The 23,724-nt window shown below is 70.8% G+C and carries 24 protein-coding genes; 23 read left to right on the forward strand and 1 reads right to left on the reverse strand.

The window, feature by feature from the left end; all coding sequences use genetic code 11:
• Positions 1-24: 24 nt before the first annotated feature.
• The 3 genes from HFP15_RS12450 to nusB are packed head-to-tail and all read left to right on the forward strand — an operon-like array spanning position 25 to position 2,178.
• Positions 25-1,122 carry a M24 family metallopeptidase gene (locus HFP15_RS12450; protein WP_168514852.1) on the forward strand — a complete coding sequence of 366 codons (1,098 nt, stop codon included), beginning with the start codon at positions 25-27 and terminating at the stop codon, positions 1,120-1,122.
• 43 nt (positions 1,123-1,165) lie between these two features.
• Positions 1,166-1,729 carry an elongation factor P gene (gene efp / locus HFP15_RS12455; RefSeq protein WP_168514854.1) on the forward strand — a complete coding sequence of 188 codons (564 nt, stop codon included), beginning with the start codon at positions 1,166-1,168 and terminating at the stop codon, positions 1,727-1,729.
• Positions 1,726-2,178 carry a transcription antitermination factor NusB gene (gene nusB / locus HFP15_RS12460; protein ID WP_168514856.1) on the forward strand — a complete coding sequence of 151 codons (453 nt, stop codon included), beginning with the start codon at positions 1,726-1,728 and terminating at the stop codon, positions 2,176-2,178. The genes efp and nusB overlap by 4 nt, the downstream gene beginning before the upstream one ends.
• A 7-nt stretch (positions 2,179-2,185) precedes the next feature.
• On the opposite strand, the gene bldD is transcribed toward nusB, so the two are convergent.
• Positions 2,186-2,674 carry a transcriptional regulator BldD gene (gene bldD, locus HFP15_RS12465; protein ID WP_020422358.1) on the reverse strand — a complete coding sequence of 163 codons (489 nt, stop codon included), beginning with the start codon at positions 2,672-2,674 and terminating at the stop codon, positions 2,186-2,188.
• A 247-nt stretch (positions 2,675-2,921) separates the two neighbouring features.
• Here bldD and pyrR point away from each other — a divergent pair, with 247 nt between their 5' ends.
• The 20 genes from pyrR to ribH all read left to right on the forward strand — a co-directional run bounded on the left by pyrR (position 2,922) and on the right by ribH (position 23,722).
• Complete coding sequence (pyrR, locus tag HFP15_RS12470; RefSeq protein ID WP_168514858.1) at positions 2,922-3,509, forward strand: bifunctional pyr operon transcriptional regulator/uracil phosphoribosyltransferase PyrR; 588 nt, start codon at positions 2,922-2,924, stop codon at positions 3,507-3,509.
• On the forward strand, positions 3,506-4,435 hold the full coding sequence (locus tag HFP15_RS12475) for an aspartate carbamoyltransferase catalytic subunit (RefSeq protein WP_168514860.1): 930 nt from the start codon (positions 3,506-3,508) through the stop codon (positions 4,433-4,435). Before pyrR ends, HFP15_RS12475 begins: the two co-directional genes overlap by 4 nt.
• Before the next feature lie 76 nt (positions 4,436-4,511).
• A complete protein-coding gene (locus HFP15_RS12480; RefSeq protein WP_168514862.1) occupies positions 4,512-5,804 on the forward strand; it encodes a dihydroorotase in 1,293 nt (430 codons plus the stop codon).
• On the forward strand, positions 5,804-6,316 hold the full coding sequence (locus tag HFP15_RS12485) for a PH-like domain-containing protein (RefSeq protein WP_168514864.1): 513 nt from the start codon (positions 5,804-5,806) through the stop codon (positions 6,314-6,316). The genes HFP15_RS12480 and HFP15_RS12485 overlap by 1 nt, the downstream gene beginning before the upstream one ends.
• 85 nt (positions 6,317-6,401) lie before the next feature.
• Positions 6,402-7,520, forward strand: coding sequence for a glutamine-hydrolyzing carbamoyl-phosphate synthase small subunit (carA, locus tag HFP15_RS12490; RefSeq protein ID WP_168514866.1), 1,119 nt, complete (start codon positions 6,402-6,404; stop codon positions 7,518-7,520).
• A complete protein-coding gene (gene carB / locus HFP15_RS12495) occupies positions 7,520-10,834 on the forward strand; it encodes a carbamoyl-phosphate synthase large subunit (protein ID WP_168514868.1) in 3,315 nt (1,104 codons plus the stop codon). Before carA ends, carB begins: the two co-directional genes overlap by 1 nt.
• Entirely contained in the window at positions 10,831-11,658 is an 828-nt protein-coding gene (pyrF, locus tag HFP15_RS12500) for an orotidine-5'-phosphate decarboxylase (protein ID WP_168514870.1), read from the forward strand. Before carB ends, pyrF begins: the two co-directional genes overlap by 4 nt.
• A 170-nt stretch (positions 11,659-11,828) precedes the next feature.
• Positions 11,829-12,146 carry an integration host factor, actinobacterial type gene (mihF, locus tag HFP15_RS12505; RefSeq protein WP_017983071.1) on the forward strand — a complete coding sequence of 106 codons (318 nt, stop codon included), beginning with the start codon at positions 11,829-11,831 and terminating at the stop codon, positions 12,144-12,146.
• Entirely contained in the window at positions 12,143-12,802 is a 660-nt protein-coding gene (gene gmk / locus HFP15_RS12510) for a guanylate kinase (protein ID WP_168514872.1), read from the forward strand. Before mihF ends, gmk begins: the two co-directional genes overlap by 4 nt.
• Complete coding sequence (rpoZ, locus tag HFP15_RS12515; RefSeq protein ID WP_091507578.1) at positions 12,799-13,071, forward strand: DNA-directed RNA polymerase subunit omega; 273 nt, start codon at positions 12,799-12,801, stop codon at positions 13,069-13,071. The genes gmk and rpoZ overlap by 4 nt, the downstream gene beginning before the upstream one ends.
• Complete coding sequence (coaBC, locus tag HFP15_RS12520; protein ID WP_168514874.1) at positions 13,064-14,284, forward strand: bifunctional phosphopantothenoylcysteine decarboxylase/phosphopantothenate--cysteine ligase CoaBC; 1,221 nt, start codon at positions 13,064-13,066, stop codon at positions 14,282-14,284. Before rpoZ ends, coaBC begins: the two co-directional genes overlap by 8 nt.
• Positions 14,285-14,345: 61 nt before the next feature.
• Positions 14,346-15,548: a methionine adenosyltransferase gene (metK, locus tag HFP15_RS12525; protein ID WP_168514876.1), complete on the forward strand. Its 1,203-nt coding sequence runs from the start codon at positions 14,346-14,348 to the stop codon at positions 15,546-15,548.
• Entirely contained in the window at positions 15,541-17,592 is a 2,052-nt protein-coding gene (locus tag HFP15_RS12530) for a primosomal protein N' (RefSeq protein ID WP_168514878.1), read from the forward strand. Before metK ends, HFP15_RS12530 begins: the two co-directional genes overlap by 8 nt.
• A 116-nt stretch (positions 17,593-17,708) precedes the next feature.
• Complete coding sequence (gene fmt / locus HFP15_RS12535) at positions 17,709-18,635, forward strand: methionyl-tRNA formyltransferase (RefSeq protein WP_168514880.1); 927 nt, start codon at positions 17,709-17,711, stop codon at positions 18,633-18,635.
• Positions 18,632-20,059 carry an RsmB/NOP family class I SAM-dependent RNA methyltransferase gene (locus HFP15_RS12540; RefSeq protein WP_168514882.1) on the forward strand — a complete coding sequence of 476 codons (1,428 nt, stop codon included), beginning with the start codon at positions 18,632-18,634 and terminating at the stop codon, positions 20,057-20,059. Before fmt ends, HFP15_RS12540 begins: the two co-directional genes overlap by 4 nt.
• A complete protein-coding gene (locus tag HFP15_RS12545; RefSeq protein ID WP_168514884.1) occupies positions 20,056-20,550 on the forward strand; it encodes a flavoprotein in 495 nt (164 codons plus the stop codon). Before HFP15_RS12540 ends, HFP15_RS12545 begins: the two co-directional genes overlap by 4 nt.
• Positions 20,551-20,569: 19 nt before the next feature.
• The gene (gene rpe, locus HFP15_RS12550) at positions 20,570-21,253 is read left to right on the forward strand and encodes a ribulose-phosphate 3-epimerase (RefSeq protein WP_168514886.1); all 684 of its coding nucleotides are present in this window, start codon (positions 20,570-20,572) and stop codon (positions 21,251-21,253) included.
• A 26-nt stretch (positions 21,254-21,279) separates the two neighbouring features.
• Positions 21,280-21,912: a riboflavin synthase gene (locus HFP15_RS12555; RefSeq protein ID WP_168514888.1), complete on the forward strand. Its 633-nt coding sequence runs from the start codon at positions 21,280-21,282 to the stop codon at positions 21,910-21,912.
• A 26-nt stretch (positions 21,913-21,938) separates the two neighbouring features.
• Positions 21,939-23,219: a bifunctional 3,4-dihydroxy-2-butanone-4-phosphate synthase/GTP cyclohydrolase II gene (locus tag HFP15_RS12560; protein ID WP_168515096.1), complete on the forward strand. Its 1,281-nt coding sequence runs from the start codon at positions 21,939-21,941 to the stop codon at positions 23,217-23,219.
• Positions 23,216-23,722: a 6,7-dimethyl-8-ribityllumazine synthase gene (gene ribH, locus HFP15_RS12565; RefSeq protein ID WP_168514890.1), complete on the forward strand. Its 507-nt coding sequence runs from the start codon at positions 23,216-23,218 to the stop codon at positions 23,720-23,722. Before HFP15_RS12560 ends, ribH begins: the two co-directional genes overlap by 4 nt.
• Positions 23,723-23,724 lie beyond the last annotated feature (2 nt).

Consider the following 23,724-nt stretch of genomic DNA (forward strand, 5'->3'; position numbering starts at 1 on the left):
CTGTAAGCCAATAGAGTCGCAGGCGTGCCTGAGATCCACGCCAATCGCCGCGAAGCCCTCCGTCAGCTGCTCGAGCAGGCCGGGGTGGACGCGCTGCTGGTCACCGACCTGCTCAACATCCGCTACCTGACCGGTTTCACCGGGTCCAACGCCGCGCTGCTGCTGCACACCGGCGACGACGAGCGCACGGTGTTCTGCACCGACGGCCGCTACTTCACGCAGTCCGCCGCCGAGGTGCCCGATCTGGAACGGATCATCGACCGGGCCAGTGCGGTGGCGCTGCTCAGCCGCGCCGCCGAGCACGCGGCGACCTACCGCAGCACCGGATTCGAGAGTCACTACGTCAGCGTCGAGGACTACGAGGCGTTCGCGGCGCTGGCCGACGGCGTCGAACTGCACCGCGCGCCCGGACTGGTCGAACAGCTGCGGCTGGTCAAGGACGAGGGCGAGATCGCGTCCCTGCGCAAGGCGTGCGAGGCCGCCGACCGCGCGCTGGCCGTCCTGCTCGAACGCGGCGGCATCCGGACCGGCCGCACCGAGCGCGAGGTGGCCCGTGACCTGGAGAATCTGATGCTCGACCACGGCTCTTCCGGCCCGTCGTTCGACTCGATCGTGGCGGCGGGAGCGAACTCCGCGATCCCGCATCACCGGCCCACCGAGTACGTGCTCACCGCGGGCGACTTCGTCAAACTCGACTTCGGCGCGACGGTCGAGGGCTACCACTCCGACATGACCCGCACGCTGGTGCTCGGCAGGCCCGCGGACTGGCAGCGCGACCTCTACGACCTCGTCGCCAGGTCGCAGACCGCGGGGCGGGCGGCCGTGACGCCCGGCGCCGGCACCAAGGACGTGGACAAGGCGGCCCGGCAGGTGATCGACGACGCCGGTCGCGGCGAGGACTTCACCCACGGTCTCGGCCACGGCGTCGGATTGCAGATCCACGAGGCACCGAGGCTGGCCAAGACCGGCGACGGTACACTTGCTGCCGGTATGACGGTCACCGTCGAGCCCGGCGTATACCTCGCGGGTCGCGGTGGCGTCCGCATAGAGGACACGCTGGTCGTGCGGGACTCCGCTCCCGAACTCCTCACCCTGAGCAGCAAGGAACTCGTGGTCGTCTAGGCACGGCCGCGAAACGAAAGACAACAGGAGAAGTGGACTACCCGTGGCCACCACCAACGACCTGAAGAACGGCCTGGTGCTCAACCTCGACGGTCAGCTCTGGTCCGTCGTGAACTTCCAGCACGTCAAGCCCGGCAAGGGCGGCGCGTTCGTGCGCACCACCCTCAAGCACGTGCTCTCCGGCAAGGTGGTGGACAAGACGTTCAACGCCGGCACCAAGGTGGAAACCGCCACCGTCGACCGGCGCACCATGACGTACCTGTACAACGACGGCCAGGACTACGTGTTCATGGACGGCGAGACGTTCGACCAGATCACGGTCCCGTCGGAGATCGTCGGCGACGGCGCGAACTACCTGCTGGAGAACACCGAGGTCCAGGTCGCCATCCACGACAACACGCCGCTCTACGTCGAGCTGCCCACCTCGGTGGAGCTGGTCATCCAGCACACCGACCCGGGCCTGCAGGGCGACCGTTCCACCGGCGGCACCAAGCCGGCCACGCTGGAGACCGGTGGCCAGATCCAGGTGCCGCTGTTCGTCACCACCGGCGAGAAGGTCAAGGTCGACACCCGCGACGGGCGTTACCTGGGCAGGGTTTCCAGTTGAGCGCTGAGGGTTCCTCACGGCGCGGCGGCTCGTTGGGCCGCCGCGCTTTGCGCAGGCGTGCCGTCGAGATGCTGTACGAGGCCGCGCAGCGTTCACTCGATCCGGTCACGCTGTTGTCGGACCGGGTCGGTTCGACCGACGTGGAGCCGGTCGGTGACTACACGATTTCGCTCGTCGAAGGCGTCACGGCGCATCGCGAGCGCATCGACGAGCTGCTGGCCGAGCATGCGCAGGGCTGGACGCTGGACCGGATGCCGCCGGTCGATCTCGCCGTGCTGCGGGTCGGCGTCTACGAGCTGCTGTGGAGCGCGGACGTCCCCGACCCCGTCGCGATCGACGAGGCCGTCGGCCTGGCCAAGGAGCTGTCCACCGACGATTCACCGCGCTTCGTCAACGGTGTCCTCGGCCGGATCGGCGGGATCGCCGACCGGCTGCGCGCGGTGCTGTAGCTCCCGCTCAGTCTTCCTTGGCGGGACGGGCTTCCGGCGGAAGGACGCCCCAGTCGATGAGCTGTTCGGTGAGCTCGCCGGGCGTCATGTCGTAGATGATCGCCAGGGACCGCAGGTCCTCGGTGCGGATGGACAGCACCTTGCCGTTGTAGTCGCCGCGCTGGCTCTGGATGGTCGCCGCGTAGCGGGCGAGCGGGCCGACCTTCTCCGCCGGAAGCTGCTGCAGCCGCTCCAGGTTGATGACGATCTTGGTGGCGGGCTCGGCGCCGGAGGGAACCCGGCCCTCCGGAAGCAGTTCGACCACCGGTACGCCGTAGAAATCGGCCAGTTCGGCCAGCTTCTGTACGGTCACCGCCCGGTCCCCACGCTCGTAGGAACCGACCACGACCGCCTTCCAGCGGCCGCCCGACTTCTGCTCGACCCCGTGCAGGGACAGGCCCTGCTGCTGGCGGATCCCCCGGAGCTTCGCCCCAAGCGCCTTGGCGTAATCGCCCATCTGGTGGTTCTCCGTTTCCTCGCCCAGTCGGTCGCGAGGACCGCCAGGGGACTACTGAGCTGAATACTCAGAGTAATGGTTACGCATTGTCGTCACCAGGTCAAGCAAATGGTCTCACGTGGAGGAGCCATCCCTGCCCGGAAGGTGACCTGACCAAGCTGGTACTATCCGGAGGATTTCCTGGTCAATCAGGAAACCGACGTCCTTTAAGGACCCGTCCAGTGAGGCGGGGAAGGAGTCTGCTGCTGTGTCACGTCCTCGTGGCGCGGCGGAGCCGGGTGGCGAGCGGGAACTGCTCTCCTCCGGCGATGTCGCGCGCACCATCGCCCGAATGGCCCATCAGGTCATCGAGAAGACCGCCATCGGTGCGGACTCGGGCGAGCTGCCCGTTCTGCTGGGAATTCCCACCCGCGGCACCAGTCTCGCCGCGCGCCTCGCCGACCGCATCGCCGAGTTCGCCGGGGTGAAACCGCCCACCGGCGCACTGGACATCACGCTCTACCGCGACGACCTGCGCCGTAGGCCCACGCGCCCGCTGGCCTCCACTCGTGTGCCCGGCACCGGGATCGACGACCGCGTGGTGATCCTCGTCGACGACGTGCTCTTCTCCGGCCGCACCGTCCGCGCCGCGCTCGACGCCCTGCGCGACCACGGCCGCCCCCGCGCCGTGCAGCTCGCGGTGCTGGTGGACCGCGGCCATCGCGAGTTCCCGATCCGGGCCGACTACGTGGGCAAGAACGTGCCGACCTCACGCGCCGAGGAGGTGCACGTCCTGCTGGCCGAGGTCGACGAGCGCGACGCGGTGCTGTTGCGGAACACGAGGGAGGCGGAGTGAAGCACCTGCTGGCCACCGACGGGCTGGATCCCGACCGGGCGAGGTCGATCCTGGACACCGCGGACGAGCTGAAGAAGACGCTGCTCGGGCGCGAGGTGCGCAAGCTGCCGACGCTGCGCGGCCGCACGGTGATCACGATGTTCTACGAGAACTCGACCCGCACGCGCGTGTCCTTCGAGATCGCGGGCAAGTGGATGAGCGCCGACGTGGTGAACGTCTCGGCGGGCGGTTCCTCGGTGGGCAAGGGCGAGTCGCTGCGGGACACCGCGCTGACGCTGGCCGCCGCCGGTGCCGACTGCGTCATCGTGCGGCATCCGGCTTCGGGTGCGGCGCACCGGCTGGCCGGGTGGCTCGAAGAAGCCGGGACGTCCGTGGTCAACGCGGGCGACGGGATGCACGAACATCCGACGCAGGCGCTGCTCGACGCCGCCACGCTGCGGGAGCGGCTGGGCGAGCTGAAGGGCCGCCGCGTCGCGATCGTCGGGGACGTGCTGCACAGCCGCGTCGCTCGCTCCAACATCCACCTGCTCGCCGCGCTCGGCGCCGAGGTCGTGCTGGTCGCGCCGCCGACGCTGCTGCCGGCCGGGGTCGAGGCGCTGCCGGTGACGGTGTCGCACGAACTGGACGCGGAACTGCCCGCGGTGGACGCGGTGATGATGCTGCGCGTGCAGGCCGAGCGCATGCACGGCGGGTTCTTCCCGTCCGCGCGCGAGTACTCGATCGCCTACGGCCTGAGCGAAAAGCGGCTGAAGCTGCTGCCCGAGCACGCGGTCGTCATGCACCCCGGCCCGATGCTGCGCGGCATGGAGATCGCGTCGGTGGTGGCCGACGCGCCCGCGTCCGCGATCACCGAGCAGGTGCGCAACGGCGTGCACGTGCGGATGGCCGTGCTGTACCACCTTCTTGCCGGGGAGGAAGACAAGTGAGAGACCCGAAGGCGACGACCCGCGAGCATCGTAGGGCCGCCCACGGCCCGAGGAGCACAGCGGGGAGGAGCCGAGCATGACTGCCGTACTGATCAAGGGAGCCCGGATCTACGGCGAGGGTGACCCAGTGGACGTCCTGGTCTCCGACGGCGTGATCGCCGAAATCGGGTCCGTCGAGGCGCCGGACGCCGAGGTGATCGACGCCACGGGCCAGGTGCTGCTGCCCGGTTTCGTCGACCTGCACACCCACCTGCGCGAGCCGGGCCGCGAGGACACCGAGACCATCGAGACCGGCTCCGCCGCGGCGGCGATCGGCGGCTACACCGCCGTCTTCGCGATGGCCAACACCGATCCGGTCGCCGACAACGCGGTGATCGTCGAGCATGTGTGGCGCCGCGGCCGCGAGGCCGGCCTCGTCGACGTGTACCCGGTCGGTGCCGTCACGGTCGGGCTCAAGGGCGAGAAGCTCGCCGAGCTGGGCACGATGGCGAAGTCCGCCGCGAACGTCCGGATGTTCTCCGACGACGGGCACTGCGTGGCCGATCCGCTGATCATGCGCCGGGCGCTGGAGTATTCGACCGCGCTGGGCGTGGTCGTCGCGCAGCACGCGGAGGAGCCGCGGCTGACCGTCGGCGCGCAGGCCAACGAGGGCGTGCAGGCCTCGCGGCTGGGGTACGCGGGCTGGCCGGCCTCCGCGGAGGAGTCGATCGTCGCCCGCGACTGCATCCTGGCCAAGCACGCCGGGGCGCGGCTGCACATCTGCCACGTCTCCACCGCGGGCACGGTCGACGTGTTGCGCTGGGCCAAGGACAGGCACGGCCCGGGGCTCATCTCCGCCGAGGTCACGCCGCACCACCTGCTGCTCACCGACGACCGGCTGGAGACCTACGACCCGGTCAACAAGGTCAACCCGCCGCTGCGCACCGCGCGCGACGCGACCCGGCTGCGGGCCGCGCTGGCCGAGGGCGTGATCGACTGCGTGGCCACCGACCACGCGCCGCACGCGGTGCAGGACAAGGACTGCGAATGGGCGGTCGCCCGGCCGGGGATGCTCGGCCTGCAGACCGCGCTGTCGGTGGTCACCGAGACGATGGTGCGCACCGGGCTGCTGGACTGGCGCGGCGTGGCCCGCGTGATGAGCGAGCGGCCCGCCGAGATCGCGGGGCTGGCCGATCAGGGACGCCCGGTGGAAGCCGGGGAGCCGGCCAACCTGGTGCTGGTCGACCCCGATGCGGAGTGGACGGTGCGTGGCGCGGAGCTCGCGAGTGTCGCCGAAAACACCCCCTACGAGGGGATGCGGCTGCCCGGCGTGGTGACTCTCACGCTGCTGCGCGGGCGCGTGACCGCGCGCGAAGGGAAGATTGGGTGATGGAGCGCTTTCTGCTGGTCCTCGTGGTCGTCGCGGTGTTCGCACTCGCCTTGTGGGGCATGCGCCTCGGCTGGCGACGACGCGCCCGATCCCAGAGCGTGCGCCTGGCGCCGTTCCCGCAGGTGCCCGCCGAGCCCGGCGAGCCGCTGCTGGAGGCCGACGGCCTCTACGTCAGCACCACGACGGCGGGCAACTGGCAGGACCGCATCGTGACCCGCGGCATGGGGCTGCGGGGCCGCGCGGTGCTGCGCCGCTATGCCGGCGGGGTCGAGGTGGACCGGGCGGGCGCGCCCGGGTTCTGGATCCCGGACGAGTCGGTGCTCAGGGTGCGGCGCGGCAGCGCGATCGCCGGGAAGGTGATGGGCAGCGACAGCCTGCTGATCATCACCTGGCGCCTCGGCGAAGTGGAGCTGGACACCGGGTTCCGGGGAGACGACCACGGTGACTATCCACAGTGGATGCAGAGCTTGAGTAAAGGCCATGCTGATTCGACCGAAAGTAGGCCAAAGTGATCAACCGGAGGCCGACCTACGCCAGTCGGATCGCCGTGGCTGCCGGCCGGATCGGCATCGATCGACACAGTAAGGGAGGGGCCCAGTGAAGACCCCAGCTGCTTTGGTGCTGGAGGACGGCCGGGTGTTCCGCGGCTCGGCGTACGGGGCGCGTGGCCGCAGCCTGGGCGAGGCGGTGTTCTGCACCGGCATGACCGGCTACCAGGAGACACTGACCGATCCGTCCTACTGCGGGCAGATCGTGGTGCAGACCGCACCGCAGATCGGCAACACGGGATGGAACGACGAGGACGACGAATCGGACCGCATCTGGGTCCGCGGCTACGTCGTGCGCGACCCGGCCCGCACGCCGTCGAACTGGCGGTCCCGCCGTTCGCTGGACGACGAGCTGGAGCGGCAGGGCATCGTCGGAATCTCCGGAGTGGACACCCGGACGCTGACCCGGCACCTGCGCGAGCGGGGCGCCATGCGCGCCGGGGTGTTCTCCGGTGACGCACTGTCCGATGTGGACGCGATGGTGAGCGAGGTGCTGGCGAGCCCGCCGATGAAGGGTGCCGACCTCGCCGGCGAGGTCACCACGGCCAAGCCGTACGTCGTCGCGCCGCAGGGGGAGCGCCGCTTCCGCGTGGCCGCGCTGGATCTGGGCATCAAGTCCAACACTCCGAGGCACATGAGCCGCCGCGGCATCGAGGTGCACGTGCTGCCCGCGACGAGCACGATCGAGGATCTGCTGGCGGTCGAGCCGGACGGGGTGTTCCTGTCCAACGGCCCCGGCGACCCGGCGACGCAGGCGCACGCGATCGAGCTGACGCAGGAGACGTTGCGCCGCGAGGTCCCGCTGTTCGGCATCTGCTTCGGCAACCAGATCCTCGGCCGCGCGCTGGGGCTGGGCACGTACAAGATGCGCTACGGGCACCGCGGCATCAACATCCCGGTCATCGACATCGACACCGGCAAGGTCGCGATCACCGCGCAGAACCACGGGTTCGCACTGGAAGGCGAGCCGGGCGAGACCTTCGACTCGCCCTTCGGCGCCGCGAAGATCAGCCACTACTGCCCGAACGACAACACGGTCGAAGGTGTGCGGTGCTCGGACGTGCCCGCCTTCTCGGTGCAGTACCACCCCGAAGCGGCCGCGGGTCCGCACGACGCCGCGCCGCTGTTCGACGAGTTCGTGACCCTCATGGAGAAGAAGACCCGCTGATGCCCAAGCGCACCGATATCAAGCATGTTCTGGTCATCGGGTCCGGTCCGATCGTGATCGGCCAGGCCGCCGAGTTCGACTACTCGGGCACGCAGGCGTGCCGGGTGCTGCGCGAGGAGGGACTGCGGGTCTCGCTCGTCAACTCCAACCCGGCCACGATCATGACCGACCCCGAGTTCGCCGACTCGACCTACATCGAGCCGGTCACCGCGGACTTCGTGGAGAAGGTCATCGCCGCCGAGCGTCCCGACGCGCTGCTGGCCACCCTCGGCGGGCAGACCGCGCTCAACACCGCGGTCGCCCTGCACGAGCGCGGTGCGCTGGAGAAGTACAACGTCGAGCTGATCGGCGCCGACATTGACGCCATCCAGCGTGGTGAGGACCGGCAGAAGTTCAAGGACATCGTCCGCACCATCGGCGGCGAGGTGCCGCGCAGCAAGGTCTGCCACTCCATGGAAGAGGTGCGCGAGACCGTCGCCGACCTCGGCCTTCCGGTCGTGATCCGGCCGTCGTTCACCATGGGCGGCCTGGGCTCGGGCATGGCGCACACCGACGAGGAACTGGAGCGCCTGGCCTCCATCGGGCTCGCCGAATCCCCGGTCACCGAGGTGCTCATCGAGGAAAGCGTGCTCGGCTGGAAGGAATACGAGCTCGAGCTGATGCGCGACCGGCGCGACAACGTCGTGGTGGTCTGCTCCATCGAGAACGTCGACGCGATGGGCGTGCACACCGGCGACTCGGTCACCGTCGCACCCGCGATGACCCTGACCGACCGCGAGTACCAGCACATGCGCGACGTCGGCATCGCCGTGCTGCGCGAGGTCGGCGTGGACACCGGTGGCTGCAACATCCAGTTCGCGATCAACCCGCGTGACGGGCGCATGGTCGTCATCGAGATGAACCCGCGCGTGTCCCGCTCGTCGGCGCTCGCGTCGAAGGCCACCGGCTTCCCGATCGCCAAGATCGCCGCGAAGCTCGCCATCGGCTACACCCTCGACGAGATCCGCAACGACATCACCGGCGAGACCCCGGCGAGCTTCGAGCCGACGCTGGACTACGTCGTGGTCAAGGTGCCGCGGTTCGCCTTCGAGAAGTTCCCCGGTGCCGACCCGACGCTGACCACCACGATGAAGAGCGTCGGCGAGGCGATGGCGCTGGGCCGCAGCTTCCCCGAGGCGCTCGGCAAGGCGTTGCGGTCGATCGACACGCAGGCGTCCGGGTTCTGGACGCGCCCCGACCCCGAGGGCGCGACGCTGGAGAACACCCTCGAAGCCCTGCGCACCCCGCACGACGGCCGCCTGTACGCGGTGGAGCGGGCGCTGCGGCTGGGCGCGAGCGTCGAGCAGGTGCACGAGGCCAGCGGGCTCGACCCGTGGTTCATCGACCAGATCGCGCTGATCGGCGAGGTCGGCGCCGAGGTCCGGGACGCCCCGGTGCTCACCGCCGACCTGCTGCGTGAAGCCAAGCGCACCGGGCTGTCGGACCAGCAGATCGCCGCGCTGCGGCCGGAACTGGCCGGTGAGGACGGGGTGCGCGCGCTGCGGCACCGCCTCGGCGTGCGGCCGGTGTTCAAGACGGTGGACACCTGCGCCGCCGAGTTCGCCGCGAAGACGCCGTACCACTACTCGGCCTACGAGATCGATCCCGCCGCCGAGTCCGAGGTCGCGCCGCAGCCCGACAAGCCGAAGGTGCTCATCCTCGGCAGTGGGCCGAACCGCATCGGCCAGGGCATCGAGTTCGACTACTCGTGTGTGCACGCCGCGCTCGCGCTACGCGAGGCCGGCTTCGAGGCCGTCATGGTCAACTGCAACCCGGAGACCGTCTCCACCGACTACGACACCTCCGACCGCCTCTACTTCGAGCCGCTGACCTTCGAAGACGTCCTCGAGGTGATCAACTCGGAGCGGGAGTCGGGCACCGTGGCCGGGGTGATCGTGCAGCTGGGCGGGCAGACCCCGCTCAAGCTCGCGAAGCGGCTCGGTGACGCCGGCGTGCCGGTCGTCGGCACGCCGCCGGAGGCCATCCACCTCGCCGAGGAGCGGGGCGCGTTCGGCGAGGTGCTGCGCGACGCGGGCCTGCCCGCGCCGAAGTACGGCATGGCGACCTCGTTCGAGGGCGCGAAGCGGATCGCCGACGAGATCGGCTACCCGGTGCTGGTGCGCCCGTCCTACGTGCTCGGCGGGCGCGGCATGGAGATCGTGTACGACGAGGCGTCGCTGGCGGGCTACATCCAGCGCGCCACCGAGGTCACGCCCGAGCACCCGGTGCTGGTGGACCGCTTCCTCGACGATGCGATCGAGATCGACGTGGACGCCCTCTACGACGGCCAGGAGCTGTACCTGGGCGGCGTGATGGAGCACATCGAGGAGGCCGGCATCCACTCCGGCGACTCCTCCTGCGCGCTGCCGCCGATCACGCTCGGCCGTCAGGACGTCGAGGCCGTGCGCGCCTCCACCGAGGCGATCGCGCGCGGTGTCGGCGTGCGTGGACTGCTCAACGTGCAGTACGCGCTCAAGGACGACGTGCTCTACGTGCTGGAGGCCAACCCGCGCGCGTCGCGCACGGTGCCGTTCGTGTCGAAGGCGACCGGGGTGCAGCTGGCCAAGGCCGCGTCGCTGATCATGACCGGATCCTCGATCAAGGACCTGCGTGAGCGTGGCCTGCTGCCCGCCGAGGGCGACGGCGGGCACCTGCCCGCGAACGCGCCGGTGGCGGTCAAGGAGGCCGTGCTGCCCTTCCACCGCTTCCGCACTCCCGAGGGCAAGGGCGTGGACTCGCTGCTCGGCCCGGAGATGAAGTCCACCGGCGAGGTCATGGGCGTGGACACCTCCTTCGGCGAGGCGTTCGCCAAGTCCCAGGCCGGGGCCTACGGCTCGCTGCCGACCTCGGGAAAGGTGTTCGTGTCGGTGGCCAACCGCGACAAGCGGGCGCTGGTGTTCCCGGTCAAGCGGCTGGCCGACCTCGGGTTCGAGATCCTCGCGACGTCCGGCACCGCCGAGGTGCTGCGCCGGAACGGGGTCGCCTGCACCGAGGTGCGCAAGCACTCCGAAGGGTCGACCGCGACGCAGCAGAACATCGTGGACGTGATCCTCGATGGCGGCGTCAACATGGTGATCAACACCCCGTACGGCAACAGCGGGCCGCGCATCGACGGTTACGAGATCCGCACCGCGGCGGTGTCGCGGGACATCCCGTGCATCACGACGGTGCAGGGCGCGGCGGCCGCGGTGCACGGGATCGAGGCGCTGATCCGCGGCGACATCGGCGTCCGGTCGCTGCAGGACCTCCAGGCGGCGCTGCGGGCCACCTCGTGACTGCTCCATTCGGCTCAAAACTGGCGGAGAAAACGGCTCAGCGCGGCACGTTGTGCGCCGGGATCGACCCGCATCCGGGGTTACTCGACGCATGGGGCCTCGAACGCACTGTGTCGGGATTGGAAAAATTCGCGCTCATCTCGGCCGAGGTGCTGGGCGCGGAGACGGCCGTGGTGAAGCCCCAGTCGGCGTTTTTCGAGGCCTTCGGAGCCCCGGGAATCGCCGTTCTGGAGCGGGTGATCACGCTCTGCCGGGACGCCGGTGCGCTCGTCCTGCTCGACGTCAAACGGGGCGACATCGGCTCGACGATGGGCGCCTACACCGCTGCGTATCTCAGCGGTGACACAGCGCTCTCCGCCGACGCCGTGACCGTCTCGCCGTACCTCGGTTTCGGCTCGCTCGCGCCCGCGATCGAGGCCGCTCGCGCGGGCGGGCGGGGTGTCATGGTGCTCGCCCGAACGTCCAATCCGGAGGCAGCGGAGTTGCAGAATGCGTTGCTGCCCAACGGAAAAACAGTGGCGCAGTCCATTGTGGATCAGGCTGCGGCGATCAACGAGGGCGCCGAGCCGCTGGGCGACGTCGGCGTGGTCGTCGGCGCGACGGTCGCGCCGGGTGAGCTGGATCTGGACGCGCTGAACGGCCCGGTGCTGGCCCCCGGTTTCGGGGCCCAGGGCGCCACCGTGAGCGATCTACGGAAGCTGTTCGGTGCGGAGCTGCGGGGTGTGCTCCCGGCCTCATCCAGGGACCTCCTGCGGCACGGTCCTGATCCGGTCGCACTGCGTGACGCGGTGCGCCGGACCCAGTTGTTGATCAGGGAATCGTGAAAAACACGGTGGCGCGTAGCGTCTCCGTTGAGGGTTGGCGGTGGGGCGGCGGAGGCTAATATCAGGCCGCACGGGGGCAACAGACCGGCCACCCCCGCATTGTGGCCGGTGGCCAGGGGTGGGTACCGTCGCGTCACCCACCCAGAATTTTGAGTACTACGGAGGAAAACGTGGCACTTCCCCAGCTGACCGAGGAACAGCGCAAGGCGGCGCTGGAGAAGGCCGCTGCCGCTCGTCGTGCCCGTGCCGAGCTCAAGGAACGCCTCAAGCGGGGCGGCACCACCCTGACTGACGTGCTCAAGCAGGCCGACGAGGACGAGGTCCTCGGCAAGATGAAGGTCTCCGCCCTGCTCGAGGCTCTCCCCGGCGTCGGCAAGGTGCGCGCTCAGCAGACCATGGAGCGCCTGGAGATCGCGCCGAGCAGGCGGCTCCGCGGCCTTGGTGACCGGCAGCGCAAGGCGCTGCTGGCCGAGTTCAGCGGCGAGTGAGCGACACGAGCGACCACGTGGCAGCGGCCGGCGTGACCGGTCGAGCGACGCACGGTGAGCCGGCATCGGGGAATGCCCCCCGGCGCCGGCTCACCGTCGTCTCGGGCCCTTCCGGCGTCGGCAAGTCCAGCGTCGTCGGCGAGCTGCGGCGGCTGAAACCGGACATCTACTTCAGCGTTTCCGTCACCACCCGGGCTCCCCGGCCCGGCGAGGTCGACGGGGAGCACTACCACTTCATCGACCGGGCCGTGTTCGACAAGATGGTCGCGGCGGGTGAGCTGCTCGAACACGCCGAGTTCGCGGGCAACTGCTACGGCACCCCGCGCGAACCCGTCGAGCGCGCACTCGCCGAGGGCAGGCCCGCGGTGCTGGAGATCGAACTGCAGGGCGCGCGCCAGGTCCGCGCGGCGATGCCCGAGGCGCGGCTGGTGATGCTGATGCCGCCCTCGTGGGAGGAACTGGTCGGCAGGCTCACCGGCCGCGGCACCGAGGAAGAGGCCGCCGTGCGCGCCCGCCTCGCCGAGGCCGAGCGCGAACTGGCGGCGGCGGGGGAGTTCGACGTCCGCGTCGTCAACGCCGACCTGCGGGGCGCCGCCGAGCAGTTGTTAAACTTGATTGACACGGACTTCGAAATGATTCAGGAGCAAAGCGAGTGACCGCAGCGCTGGGTATCCACGGCGAAGAGCTGGAAGGCATCACCAACCCGCCGATCGACGACCTGCTGGCGAAGGTGAGTTCGAAGTACGCGCTGGTGATCTACGCCGCCAAGCGCGCCCGTCAGATCAACGACTACTACGCCCAGCTCGGCGAGGGCCTGCTCGAGTACGTCGGCCCGCTCGTGGAGCCGGGCCCGCGCGAGAAGCCGCTGTCCATCGCCCTGCGCGAGATCCACGGTGGCCTGCTCGAGCACACCGAGGGTGAGTAAACCCAAGGTTGTCCTGGGCGTGGGTGGCGGTATCGCCGCCTACAAGGCCTGCGAGGTGCTACGCGGGCTGACCGAGTCCGGTCACGACGTCCGTGTGGTGCCCACCGAGGCCGCGCTGAACTTCGTCGGCGCGGCCACTTTCGAGGCGCTGTCCGGGCATCCGGTGCACACGGGCGTGTTCACCGAGGTGCCCGAGGTACAGCACGTCCGTGTCGGCAAGGAAGCGGATCTGGTGCTGGTGGTCCCGGCCACCGCCGATCTGCTCGCCCGTGCCGCGCACGGCATCGCCGACGACCTGCTGACCGGCACGTTGCTCACCGCGCGCTGCCCGGTCGCGTTCTTCCCGGCGATGCACACCGAGATGTGGGAGCACCCCGCCACCCGCGACAACGTGGCACTGCTGCGCTCGCGCGGCGTGGTCGTCACCGAGCCCGCCGCGGGGCGGCTGACCGGCGCCGACACCGGCAAGGGGCGCCTGGCCGATCCCGCCGAGATCGTCGACCTCGCCCGCCTGCTGCTCGCCTCCCGCACCGCGCTGCCGCGTGATCTGGAAGGGCTGCGCGTCGTCGTGTCCGCGGGCGGTACACGGGAACCGCTGGACCCGGTGCGCTTCCTGGGCAACCGCTCCTCCGGCAAGCAGGGCTACGCGCTCGCCCGCGTCGCCGCGCAGCGGGGCGCCGAGGTCACGCTGGTCGCCGGGCACGGCAACGAACTGCCCGCACCCGCGGGCACCGACGTGCGGCACGTGTCCACCGCGCTGGAGATGCGCGACGCCGTGCACGAGGCGGCCGCCGCTGCCGACGTCGTGATCATGGCCGCCGCGGTGGCCGACTTCCGGCCCGCGACCCGCGTCGAGTACAAGATCAAGAAGACCGACGACCAGCCGGATCCGGCGATCACGCTGGAGCGGAATCCCGACATTCTCGCCGAGCTGGTGGAAAACCGGAAAATAGGCCAGACGATCGTCGGATTCGCGGCGGAAACCGGTGACGAGCACGCCGGCGTGCTCGACCATGCGCGTGCCAAGCTCAAGCGCAAGGGCTGCGATCTGCTCGTGGTCAACGCGGTCGGCGACGGGCGCGCGTTCGAGGTCGAGGAGAACCAGGGCTGGCTGCTTTCCGCCGACGGTGCCGAGCGTCCCATTCCGCTGGGCTCGAAATCGCATCTGGCGGCCACGGTGTGGGATGCGGTAGCAGAATTCATCAAGCGGTGACCGGTGGCCTCAGTAGGCTGAACGTGGTTGCCACCGAGATTGATGGGAAGTGACGAGCGTCGTGACCGAATCGACCCGCAGGCTGTTCACGTCGGAGTCCGTGACCGAGGGACATCCGGACAAGATCTGCGACGCGATCAGTGACTCGATCCTCGACGCTCTGCTTGCGAAGGACCCGCGCAGCCGGGTCGCGGTGGAAACCCTGATCACCACCGGCCAGGTGCACGTCGCCGGTGAGGTCACCACGGAGGCCTACGCCGACATCCCGTCGATCGTGCGGGAGCGGATCCTCGAGATCGGCTACGACTCCTCCGCCAAGGGGTTCGACGGCAACTCGTGTGGCGTGAACATCGCGATCGGTTCGCAGTCGCCGGACATCGCGCAGGGCGTGGACACCGCGTACGAGTCGCGGCTGGAGAACGCCCTGGACGAGATCGACAAGCAGGGCGCGGGCGACCAGGGCCTGATGTTCGGCTACGCGTGCTCGGACACCCCGGAGCTGATGCCGTTGCCGATCGCGCTGGCGCACCGCCTGTCGCAGCGGCTGACCAGGGTGCGCAAGGAGGGTGTGCTGCCCTACCTGCGGCCGGACGGCAAGACGCAGGTGACGATCGAGTACGCCGGTGAGCAGGCCGTGCGGCTGGACACCGTCGTCGTCTCGACGCAGCACGCCGAGGGCATCGACCTGGACACGATGCTCGGGGTGGACGTGCGAGAGCAGGTCGTCGCCCCGGAGCTGGAGCGTCTGGAGCTGGATTCCTCGGACACCCGGCTGCTGGTGAACCCGACCGGCCGGTTCGTGATCGGCGGCCCGATGGGTGACGCCGGGCTGACCGGCCGCAAGATCATCGTGGACACCTACGGCGGGATGGCGCGGCACGGTGGTGGCGCGTTCTCCGGCAAGGACCCGTCGAAGGTGGACCGTTCGGCCGCGTACGCGATGCGGTGGGTCGCCAAGAACGTCGTCGCCGCGGGGCTGGCGGGCCGGGTGGAGGTGCAGGTCGCGTACGCGATCGGCAAGGCCTCCCCGGTGGGTCTGTTCGTGGAGACGTTCGGGACGGAGACGGTGGACCCGTCGAAGATCCAGTCCGCGATCACGCAGGTGTTCGACCTGCGGCCGGCGGCCATCATCCGGGATCTGGACCTGCTGCGCCCGATCTACGCGCAGACCTCGGCCTACGGTCACTTCGGCCGTCCCGAGCTGAACCTGCCGTGGGAGAACACCGACCGCGCCGAGGCGCTGCGCTCCGCCGCTGGTGCATAACGGGCCGCAGACCTCCCCACTCTGGGACCTTCCCAAGCCCAAGCCGGGGAAGAAACCCCAGGCGCGCAAGGGACAGCAGACCCCGGCTGCCGAGCGCCCGATCGCGCGCGTCATCGTCGACGTGCCGTTGGCGCACCTCGACCGCACCTTCGACTACCAGGTGCCGGACAAGCTCGACGCCGAGGCCGTGCCCGGCTGCCGGGTGCGGGTCCGCTTCGCCGGGCAGCTGGTGGACGGGTTCCTGCTCGACCGCGCGGACACCACCGAGCACACGGGGCGGCTGGCGTTCCTGGAGCGTGTGACCTCTTCCGAGCCGGTGCTGGATCCGCGGCTCGCGTCGCTCGCGCGTACGGTCGCCGAGCGCTACGGCGGCACGATGATCGACGTGCTGCGGCTGGCGATCCCGCCGCGGCACGCGAAGGCCGAGGGCGAACCCGCGCGCGAGCGTGCCTCGCTTCAGGCCGCGCCCTCCGGTGACGGCTGGCAGCGGTATCAGCGGGGCGCGGCGTTCCTCGACGCGCTGCGCGGGAACCGGCAGGCCCACGCCGTGTGGCAGGCGCTGCCGGGGGAGGACTGGCCGGCGCGGCTCGCCGAGGCGGCGACCGCGGTCGCCGCGAACGGGCGCGGTGCGGTGCTCGTGGTGCCCGATCAGCGTGACCTCGCGCGGGTGCACGCGGCCTGCGTGGCGCTGGCGGGGGACGACGCCGTGGTGGCGCTGTCGGCAGAACTCGGCCCCGCCGAGCGGTACCGGCGATGGCTTGCCGTCTCGCGTGGTTCGGTGCCGATCGTGGTCGGCACGCGGGCCTCGATGTTCGCGCCCGTCGCCGATCCCGGCCTGTTCGTCGTGTGGGACGACGGCGACGACCTGCACGTCGACCCGCACATGCCGTATCCGCAGGTGCGGGACGTGCTGACGGTGCGGGCCCACACCGAGCGGGCCTCGCTGGTGGTCGCCGGTTTCGCGCGGACCGCCGAGGCACAACTGCTGGTCGAATCCGGGTGGGCGCACGCGGTCCTCGCGTCGCGGGACGAACTGCGGAAGGCAGCGCCCCGGGTCACGCCGGTCGGCGAGGACTTCGATGTCGCGCGGGACGAGGCCGCGCGTGCGGCGCGACTGCCGTCGGTCGCCTTCGAGGCGGCACGGCAGGCCTTGAGTGCCGGGGCGCCGGTGCTGGTGCAGGTGCCCCGGCGCGGATACGTGCCCGCGCTGGCGTGCGCGCAATGCCGCACGCCGGCGCACTGCCGTCGCTGTGCGGGTCCGCTGGGGCTGACCGGCGGGCCGGCGCATCCGCCGAGCTGCCGCTGGTGCGGCGCGCCGGAGGGGACCTTCCGGTGCCAGGCCTGCGGTTCGCCCCGGCTGCGGGCGGTCGTCGTCGGGTCGAAACGGACCGCCGAGGAACTGGGTCGCGCGTTCCCCGGCTTTCCCGTGCGGACCTCGGGTGCGCAGGAAGTGCTCGCGTCGGTGCCCGGCAAGCCCGCGCTGGTGGTGTGCACGCCGGGCGCGGAACCCGTCGCCGAGGGCGGGTACGGCGCGGCGCTGCTGCTGGACGGCTGGGCGTTGCTGGGCCGGCAGGACCTGCGGGCCGCGGAGGAGACCTTGCGGCGGTGGATGGCGGCCGCGGCCCTGGTGCGGCCTTCGACGGCGGGCGGGCGGATCGTCGTGGGAGCGGAGGCCGCGCTGACGCCCGTGCAGGCGCTCGTGCGCTGGGACCCGGCCTGGCACGCCGAACGGGAACTGTCCGAGCGGCGGGAACTGGGCTTCCCGCCCGCCGTGCGGATGGCGAGCATCGAAGGCATCCCGGACGCGGTCGCGGCGCTGATCGAGGAACTGGCGCTGCCGGAGACCGGCGAGATCCTGGGTCCGGTGCCGTTGGGTGAGGTGGACGACGAGGGCCGCTCGGAACGAGAGCGGGCCTTGATCCGGGTCCCGCGCTCGGACGGGCGCGCACTGGCGTCGGCCCTCGCCGCGGCCCAGGCCCAGCGAGTGGCCCGCAAGGAAGCCGACCCGGTGCGCATTCAGCTCGACCCGCTGGAGCTGATCTAGGGCCTGGCCGGCGAGACCGGCCCCGGTGGGACGACATGGCGTTGGCCGGCTGAATACGGCCGGGCCATAGACTGGTCTGTGATGTTCGCCCAGTCTGACGCCGGTGAGGTGGCCTGATGCGCCTGGTCTTCGCCGGTACCCCGGAACCCGCGGTGCCCTCGCTGCGCGCCTTGATCGACTCGCCCCGGCACGAGGTCGTCGCCGTGGTGACGCGGCCGGACGCGCCCGCCGGGCGTGGCCGCCGCCTCGTGCGCTCGCCGGTCGGCGCCCTCGCCGACGAGCACGGCATCGAGGTGCTCACCCCGGCCAAGGCTGGCGAAGCCGAGTTCCTCGATCGGCTGCGTGAACTCCACCCGGACGCCTGCCCCGTCGTCGCCTACGGCGCACTGCTGCCGCAGCGCACGCTCGACATCCCGCCCCAGGGCTGGGTCAACCTGCACTTCTCGCTGCTGCCCGCGTGGCGTGGCGCGGCACCGGTGCAGGCCGCGATCCGCGCGGGCGACGAACTCACCGGCGCCTCGACGTTCCGGATCGTGCGCGAACTCGACGCGGGCCCGGTTTTCGGTGTGGTGACCGAGAAAATCGTGCCGTCGGACACCGCGGGCAGCCTGCTGGCGAAACTCGCCGACGCGGGAGCCCGGCTGCTGGTGTCCACAATGGACGGTATTGAGGACGGTGAGCTGGTCGCCGTGGAACAGCCGGCCGACGGCATCACCTACGCGCCCAAGGTCACGGTGGAGGACGCACGGATCTCCTTCGCTGATCCGGCGATCGGCGTGGACCGGCACATCCGCTCGGTCACCCCGGAGCCGGGCGCCTGGGCGGAGTTCCGCGGCGAGCGGTTCAAACTCGGCCCGGTCCAGATCCTCGACGCGCCCCCGCTGCCTGCGGGCGAGCTGAAGGTCGAGCGCAAGCGCGTCCTCGTCGGCACGGCCACCCAGCCGGTCCGGCTCGGCGAGGTGCAGGCACAGGGCAAGAAGCGGATGGCGGCCACCGACTGGGCGCGCGGCACGAGAATCGAGCAAGGGGAATCGCTGACATGAGCCCGCAACCGCAACGCCGCTCCGGACGGCCGCACCGAGGCGGCCGTCCCGCGCCGCGCAAGGAAGGGCCACGCCGTCCGCCGTACGAGGATCCCGCCCGCCGCGTCGCGGTCGACGTCCTGCGCGCGGTCCGCGAACGTGACGCCTACGCCAACCTCGTGCTGCCCGACCTGCTGCGCGAGCGCAAGCTCACCGGCCGCGACGCGGCCCTGGCCACCGAACTGACCTACGGCACCTGCCGCGCGCAGGGCATGCTCGACGAGGTGCTCGCGACCTGCCTGGACCGTCCGCTCATCGAAACCGACGGTGCGGTGCTGGACTGTCTCCGGCTGGGCGCCTACCAGCTGCTGCGTACCCGCATCCCGGAGCACGCCGCGGTCGACGCGATGGTCAACATGGCTCGCGCGGACGCCGGTACGCACGTCGCCGGTTTCGTCAACGCGGTGCTGCGGAAGGTGTCCGAAAAGGACGAACAGACCTGGCTCGAACAGCTCGCTCCCGACCGTGACTCCGATCCGATCGGGAACCTCGCGCTGCACACCGCGCACCCGCGCTGGATCGCCCGCTCGTTTGCGGAGGCCTTGGGGGACAAGGGAACCGAGCTGGAGGCCGCGCTGAAGGCCGACGACGAGCGGCCCGCCGTGCACCTCGTCGCGCGGCCGGGCGAGATCAGCGCCGACGAGCTCGCCGCCATCACCGGCGGCGACCTCGCCCCGTACTCGCCCTACGGCGTGCACCTGCCGCCCGGCTCCGGTGATCCCGCCGACTCCGAGCCCATCCGCGAGAAGCTCGCCGCCGTCCAGGACGAGGGCAGCCAGCTGTGCGCGGTCGCGCTGACCCGCGTGCCGCTGGAGGGCACCGACGAACGCTGGCTCGACCTGTGCGCGGGCCCGGGCGGAAAGGCGGCGCTGCTCGGCGCGCTGGCCGGGCTGTCCGGTGCGCACGTCGACGCGGTCGAGGTGGCGCCGCACCGCGCGCGTCTGGTCGAGCGCGCCACCGAAGGCCTGCCGGTGACGGTGCACGTCGCCGACGGGCGCGAACCCGAACTCGAACCCGGCTACGACCGTGTGCTGGTGGACGCCCCGTGCAGCGGGCTCGGCGCGCTGCGGCGCCGTCCCGAGGCGCGCTGGCGCCGCAAGCCCTCCGACGTCGCGGACCTGACGAAACTGCAGGGCGAGCTGCTCGCCTCGGCGCTGGAACTCGTGCGCCCCGGCGGGGTGGTGGCCTACGTCGTGTGCTCGCCGCATCTCGGGGAGACCGAGGGTTCGGTGGGCAACGCCGCGCGCCGCGCCAAGGCCGAGATCGTCGACGCCCGCGAGTTCTTCCCGGGTGTGCCGCTGCTCGGCGACGGGCCGTACGTGCAGTTGTGGCCGCACCGGCACGGCACGGACGCGATGTTCTGCGCCGTGCTGCGCAAGCCGTGAGGAATCTCGGTCTGGTCGCCAGCTCGTGCGGCGGCCTCGACACCCGGTTCCGCGCCGAGATCGCCGAACCCGCGGCCGCGCGCGGCTGGCGGCTGGCGATCACGCTGACCCCGACGGCGGCGCGCTGGCTGGCGGCCGCGGACGAGATCGGCAAGCTCGCCGCGCTGACCGACCTGGAGGTGCGCAGCGAGTCCCGGCTGCCCGGCGAGCCGCGCCCGCACCCCGATCCGGACGTGTTCCTCTTCGCCCCGGCGAGCGCGAACTCGGTCGCGAAACTGGCACTGGGCATCGCCGACAACCAGGCGCTCACGGTCGTCGGTGACGCGCTCGGCGACCCGGCCGTCACGATCGTCGTCGGCTACCAGGTGCGGGACGAACGCAGCGGTCATCCGGCATGGCAACGGCACCTGGATGCCCTGTCCTCGGCCGGGGTACGGCTGTTCCGCCTGGACGAGTCGTGGAGCACGGCACTGCAAGGGTTGCCCGCCTGACCTTCTACACTGCGTAACCGTGGCACACCGACCCCTCATCGCGCCGAGCATCCTTTCCGCCGACTTCGCCCGTCTCGGCGAGGAGATCCAGGCCGTGGCGGGCACGGGTGACACGAGAGCGGACTGGGTGCACGTCGATGTCATGGACAACCACTTCGTGCCCAACCTGACGCTGGGTCTGCCGGTCGTGCAGTCGCTGCTCAAGGCCACCGACCTGCCACTGGACTGCCACCTGATGATCGAGGACCCGGACCACTGGGCCATCGGGTACGCCGAGGCCGGTGCCTACAACGTCACGGTGCACATCGAGGCCGCCAAGGACCCGGTCAAGCTCGCGAAGCACCTGCGTGCCGCGGGCGCGAAGGCCGGTCTGTCGGTCAAGCCCGGCACCCCGCTGGAGCCCTACCTCGACGTCCTCAAGCACTACGACACGCTGCTGGTGATGTCGGTCGAGCCCGGGTTCGGCGGGCAGTCGTTCATCGCGGACGTGCTGGACAAGGCCCGCACCGCGCGCCGGCTCGTCGACACCGGTCACCTCAAGCTCGTCGTGGAGATCGACGGCGGCATCAACGCCGAGACCATCGAACAGGCCGCCGAGGCGGGTGTCGACTGTTTCGTCGCGGGCTCGGCGGTCTACGGTGCCGACGATCCGGCCAAGGCCGTGGCGGCGCTCCGCGAACGCGCGGCGCGTGCCGCGCGGTGACCAGCTCAAGAACCCAGGAGGCGCCCGTGTTCACCGGCATTGTCGAGGAGCTCGGTGAGATCACCGGCGTTGAGCAGCTGCCCAACGCGGCCCGGCTCACCGTGCGCGGGCCGGTGGTCAGCTCCGATGCCAAACACGGCGACTCCATCGCGGTCAGCGGGGTCTGCCTGACCGTGGTCGAGGTGCGGGGCGACGAGTTCACCGTGGACGTCGTCAACGAGACCCTCGAACGCTCCCGGCTGGCCAAGATCGCCCAGGGTGACCGGGTGAACCTGGAGCGGGCCACCGCCGTCGGGGACCGGCTGGGCGGGCACATCATGCAGGGCCACGTCGATGGCACCGGCGTGTTCCTCTCCCGCGACGAGAACGGCCTGACCCGGTTCGCGCTGCCGTCCGGTTTGTCCCGTTATGTGGTCGAAAAGGGCTCGATCGCGATCGACGGGATCTCCCTCACGGTGACGAGTGTGACGAACGACGAGTTCACCGTGGCCCTCATACCGACCACACTGGAGTTGACGACGCTGGGCCGAGCCGAGCCGGGCGATCTGGTCAACCTCGAGGTGGACGTGCTCGCCAAGTACGTCGAGAAGCTGGCCACACCGCATCTCGACCGTCTCGCGCCGGAGCACAATGGGGTCAGGCCGGAGGAGGACGCGTGAGTTCAGGGACGCCGTGTGGCGCCGGGGTGCCGGTGGACACCGTGGGCATCGAAAAGGCGATCGCCGACATCGCGGCCGGCCGCCCGGTGGTCGTGGTCGACGACGAGGACCGCGAGAACGAGGGCGATCTGATCTTCGCGGCCGAGAAGGCCACGCCGGAGCTGCTCGCCTTCATGGTCCGCTACACCTCGGGATACGTCTGCGTCGCGCTCACCGACGAAGACTGCGAGCGGCTCGACCTGCCGCCGATGTACCACACCAACCAGGACGCGCGCGGCACCGCGTACACCGTCACCGTGGACGCCGCCGAGGGCATCAGCACCGGCATCTCCGCATCCGACCGCGCGCACACCACGCGGCTGCTGGCCGATCCGAAGTCGCAGGCCGGTGACTTCCGCAGGCCGGGCCATGTCGTCCCGCTGCGCGCCAAGGAAGGCGGGGTACTGCGCAGGCCGGGGCACACCGAAGCGTCGGTGGACCTGGCCAGGATGGCCGGGCTGCACCCGGCCGGCGTGCTCTGCGAGATCGTCTCCCAGAAGGACGAGGGGGACATGGCGCGGCGCGACGAGCTGGAGGTGTTCGCCTCCGACCACGACCTGCAGATCATCACGATCGCCGATCTGATCGCCTACCGCCGCCGGCACGAGAAGCAGGTCGAACGCGTCGCCGAGGCCCGCATCCCGCTGGCCGCGGGCACGTTCCGCGCGGTCGGCTACGACAGCCTGCTGGACGGGATCGAGCACATCGCGTTCGTCTACGGCGACATCGCCGACGGCGAGGACATCCTGGTCCGCGTGCACTCCGAATGCCTCACCGGCGACGTCTTCGGCTCGCTGCGCTGCGACTGCGGGCCGCAGCTGGAAGCCGCGCTGCAGACCGTGGCCGACGAGGGGCGCGGGGTCGTGCTCTACATCCGCGGGCACGAGGGCCGCGGCATCGGGCTGCTGCACAAGCTGCAGGCCTACCAGCTGCAGGACATGGGCGCGGACACCGTCGACGCGAACCTGGCGCTGGGCGTGCCCGCCGACGCGCGGGACTACGGTACGGGCGCGCAGATCCTGTGCGATCTCGGCGTGCGGTCGATGCGCCTGCTGACCAACAACCCGGCCAAGCGGGTCGGGCTCGAAGGCTACGGGCTCAAGGTCACCGGCCGGGTGCCGCTGCCGATCTCGCCCAACCCGGAGAACGTGCGGTACCTGCGTACCAAGCGGGACCGGATGGGGCACGAGCTGTCCAATCTCGAGGAGTTCGACCAGGTCGGCGCCGACCTGGACGGGACACGGAATGGGAATGGTGCCGGTACGTGAGCGGTGAAGGACGCCCGGAGACCGAACTCGATCTGAGCGAATGCGAGAACCTACGGCTGGCGATCGTCGCCACCCGGTGGCACGCGAAGATCACCGACAGCCTGCTCGAACGCGCGATCGCCACGGCCAAGGAAGCCCACCTCAAGGAGGAGCCCACGGTCGTGCGGGTCGCCGGTGCGGTCGAGCTGCCGGTGCTGGCGCAGGCGCTGGCCCGCCAGCACGACGCGGTCGTGGCGCTGGGTGTGGTCATCCGGGGCGGCACACCGCACTTCGACTACGTGTGCGACGCGGTGACGGCCGGGCTGACGCGGGTCGCGCTGGACGAGGGCACGCCGGTCGGCAACGGTGTGCTCACGTGCGACACCGAGCAACAGGCGCTGGACCGGGCGGGCCTGCCGGGTTCGATCGAGGACAAGGGCCGCGAGGCGACGCAGGCCGCGCTGGACGCCGCGTACCAGCTGCGCGCGCTGCGCCAGCCGTGGACCGAGCGAGGTTTCGTGTGACC

The sequence above is a fragment of the Amycolatopsis acididurans genome (assembly GCF_012328925.1).
GTDB lineage: Bacteria > Actinomycetota > Actinomycetes > Mycobacteriales > Pseudonocardiaceae > Amycolatopsis_E > Amycolatopsis_E acididurans.

What these genes read in the sequence shown, in the direction of transcription:
- bldD (WP_020422358.1), bottom strand. Translation starts at nt 2,674, where the DNA reads ATGGGCGATTACGCCAAGGCGCTTGGGGCGAAGCTCCGGGGGATCCGC.
- HFP15_RS12480 (WP_168514862.1), top strand. Translation starts at nt 4,512, where the DNA reads ATGACTGCCGTACTGATCAAGGGAGCCCGGATCTACGGCGAGGGTGAC.
- HFP15_RS12485 (WP_168514864.1), top strand. Translation starts at nt 5,804, where the DNA reads ATGGAGCGCTTTCTGCTGGTCCTCGTGGTCGTCGCGGTGTTCGCACTC.
- carB (WP_168514868.1), top strand. Translation starts at nt 7,520, where the DNA reads ATGCCCAAGCGCACCGATATCAAGCATGTTCTGGTCATCGGGTCCGGT.
- fmt (WP_168514880.1), top strand. Translation starts at nt 17,709, where the DNA reads ATGCGCCTGGTCTTCGCCGGTACCCCGGAACCCGCGGTGCCCTCGCTG.
- HFP15_RS12540 (WP_168514882.1), top strand. Translation starts at nt 18,632, where the DNA reads ATGAGCCCGCAACCGCAACGCCGCTCCGGACGGCCGCACCGAGGCGGC.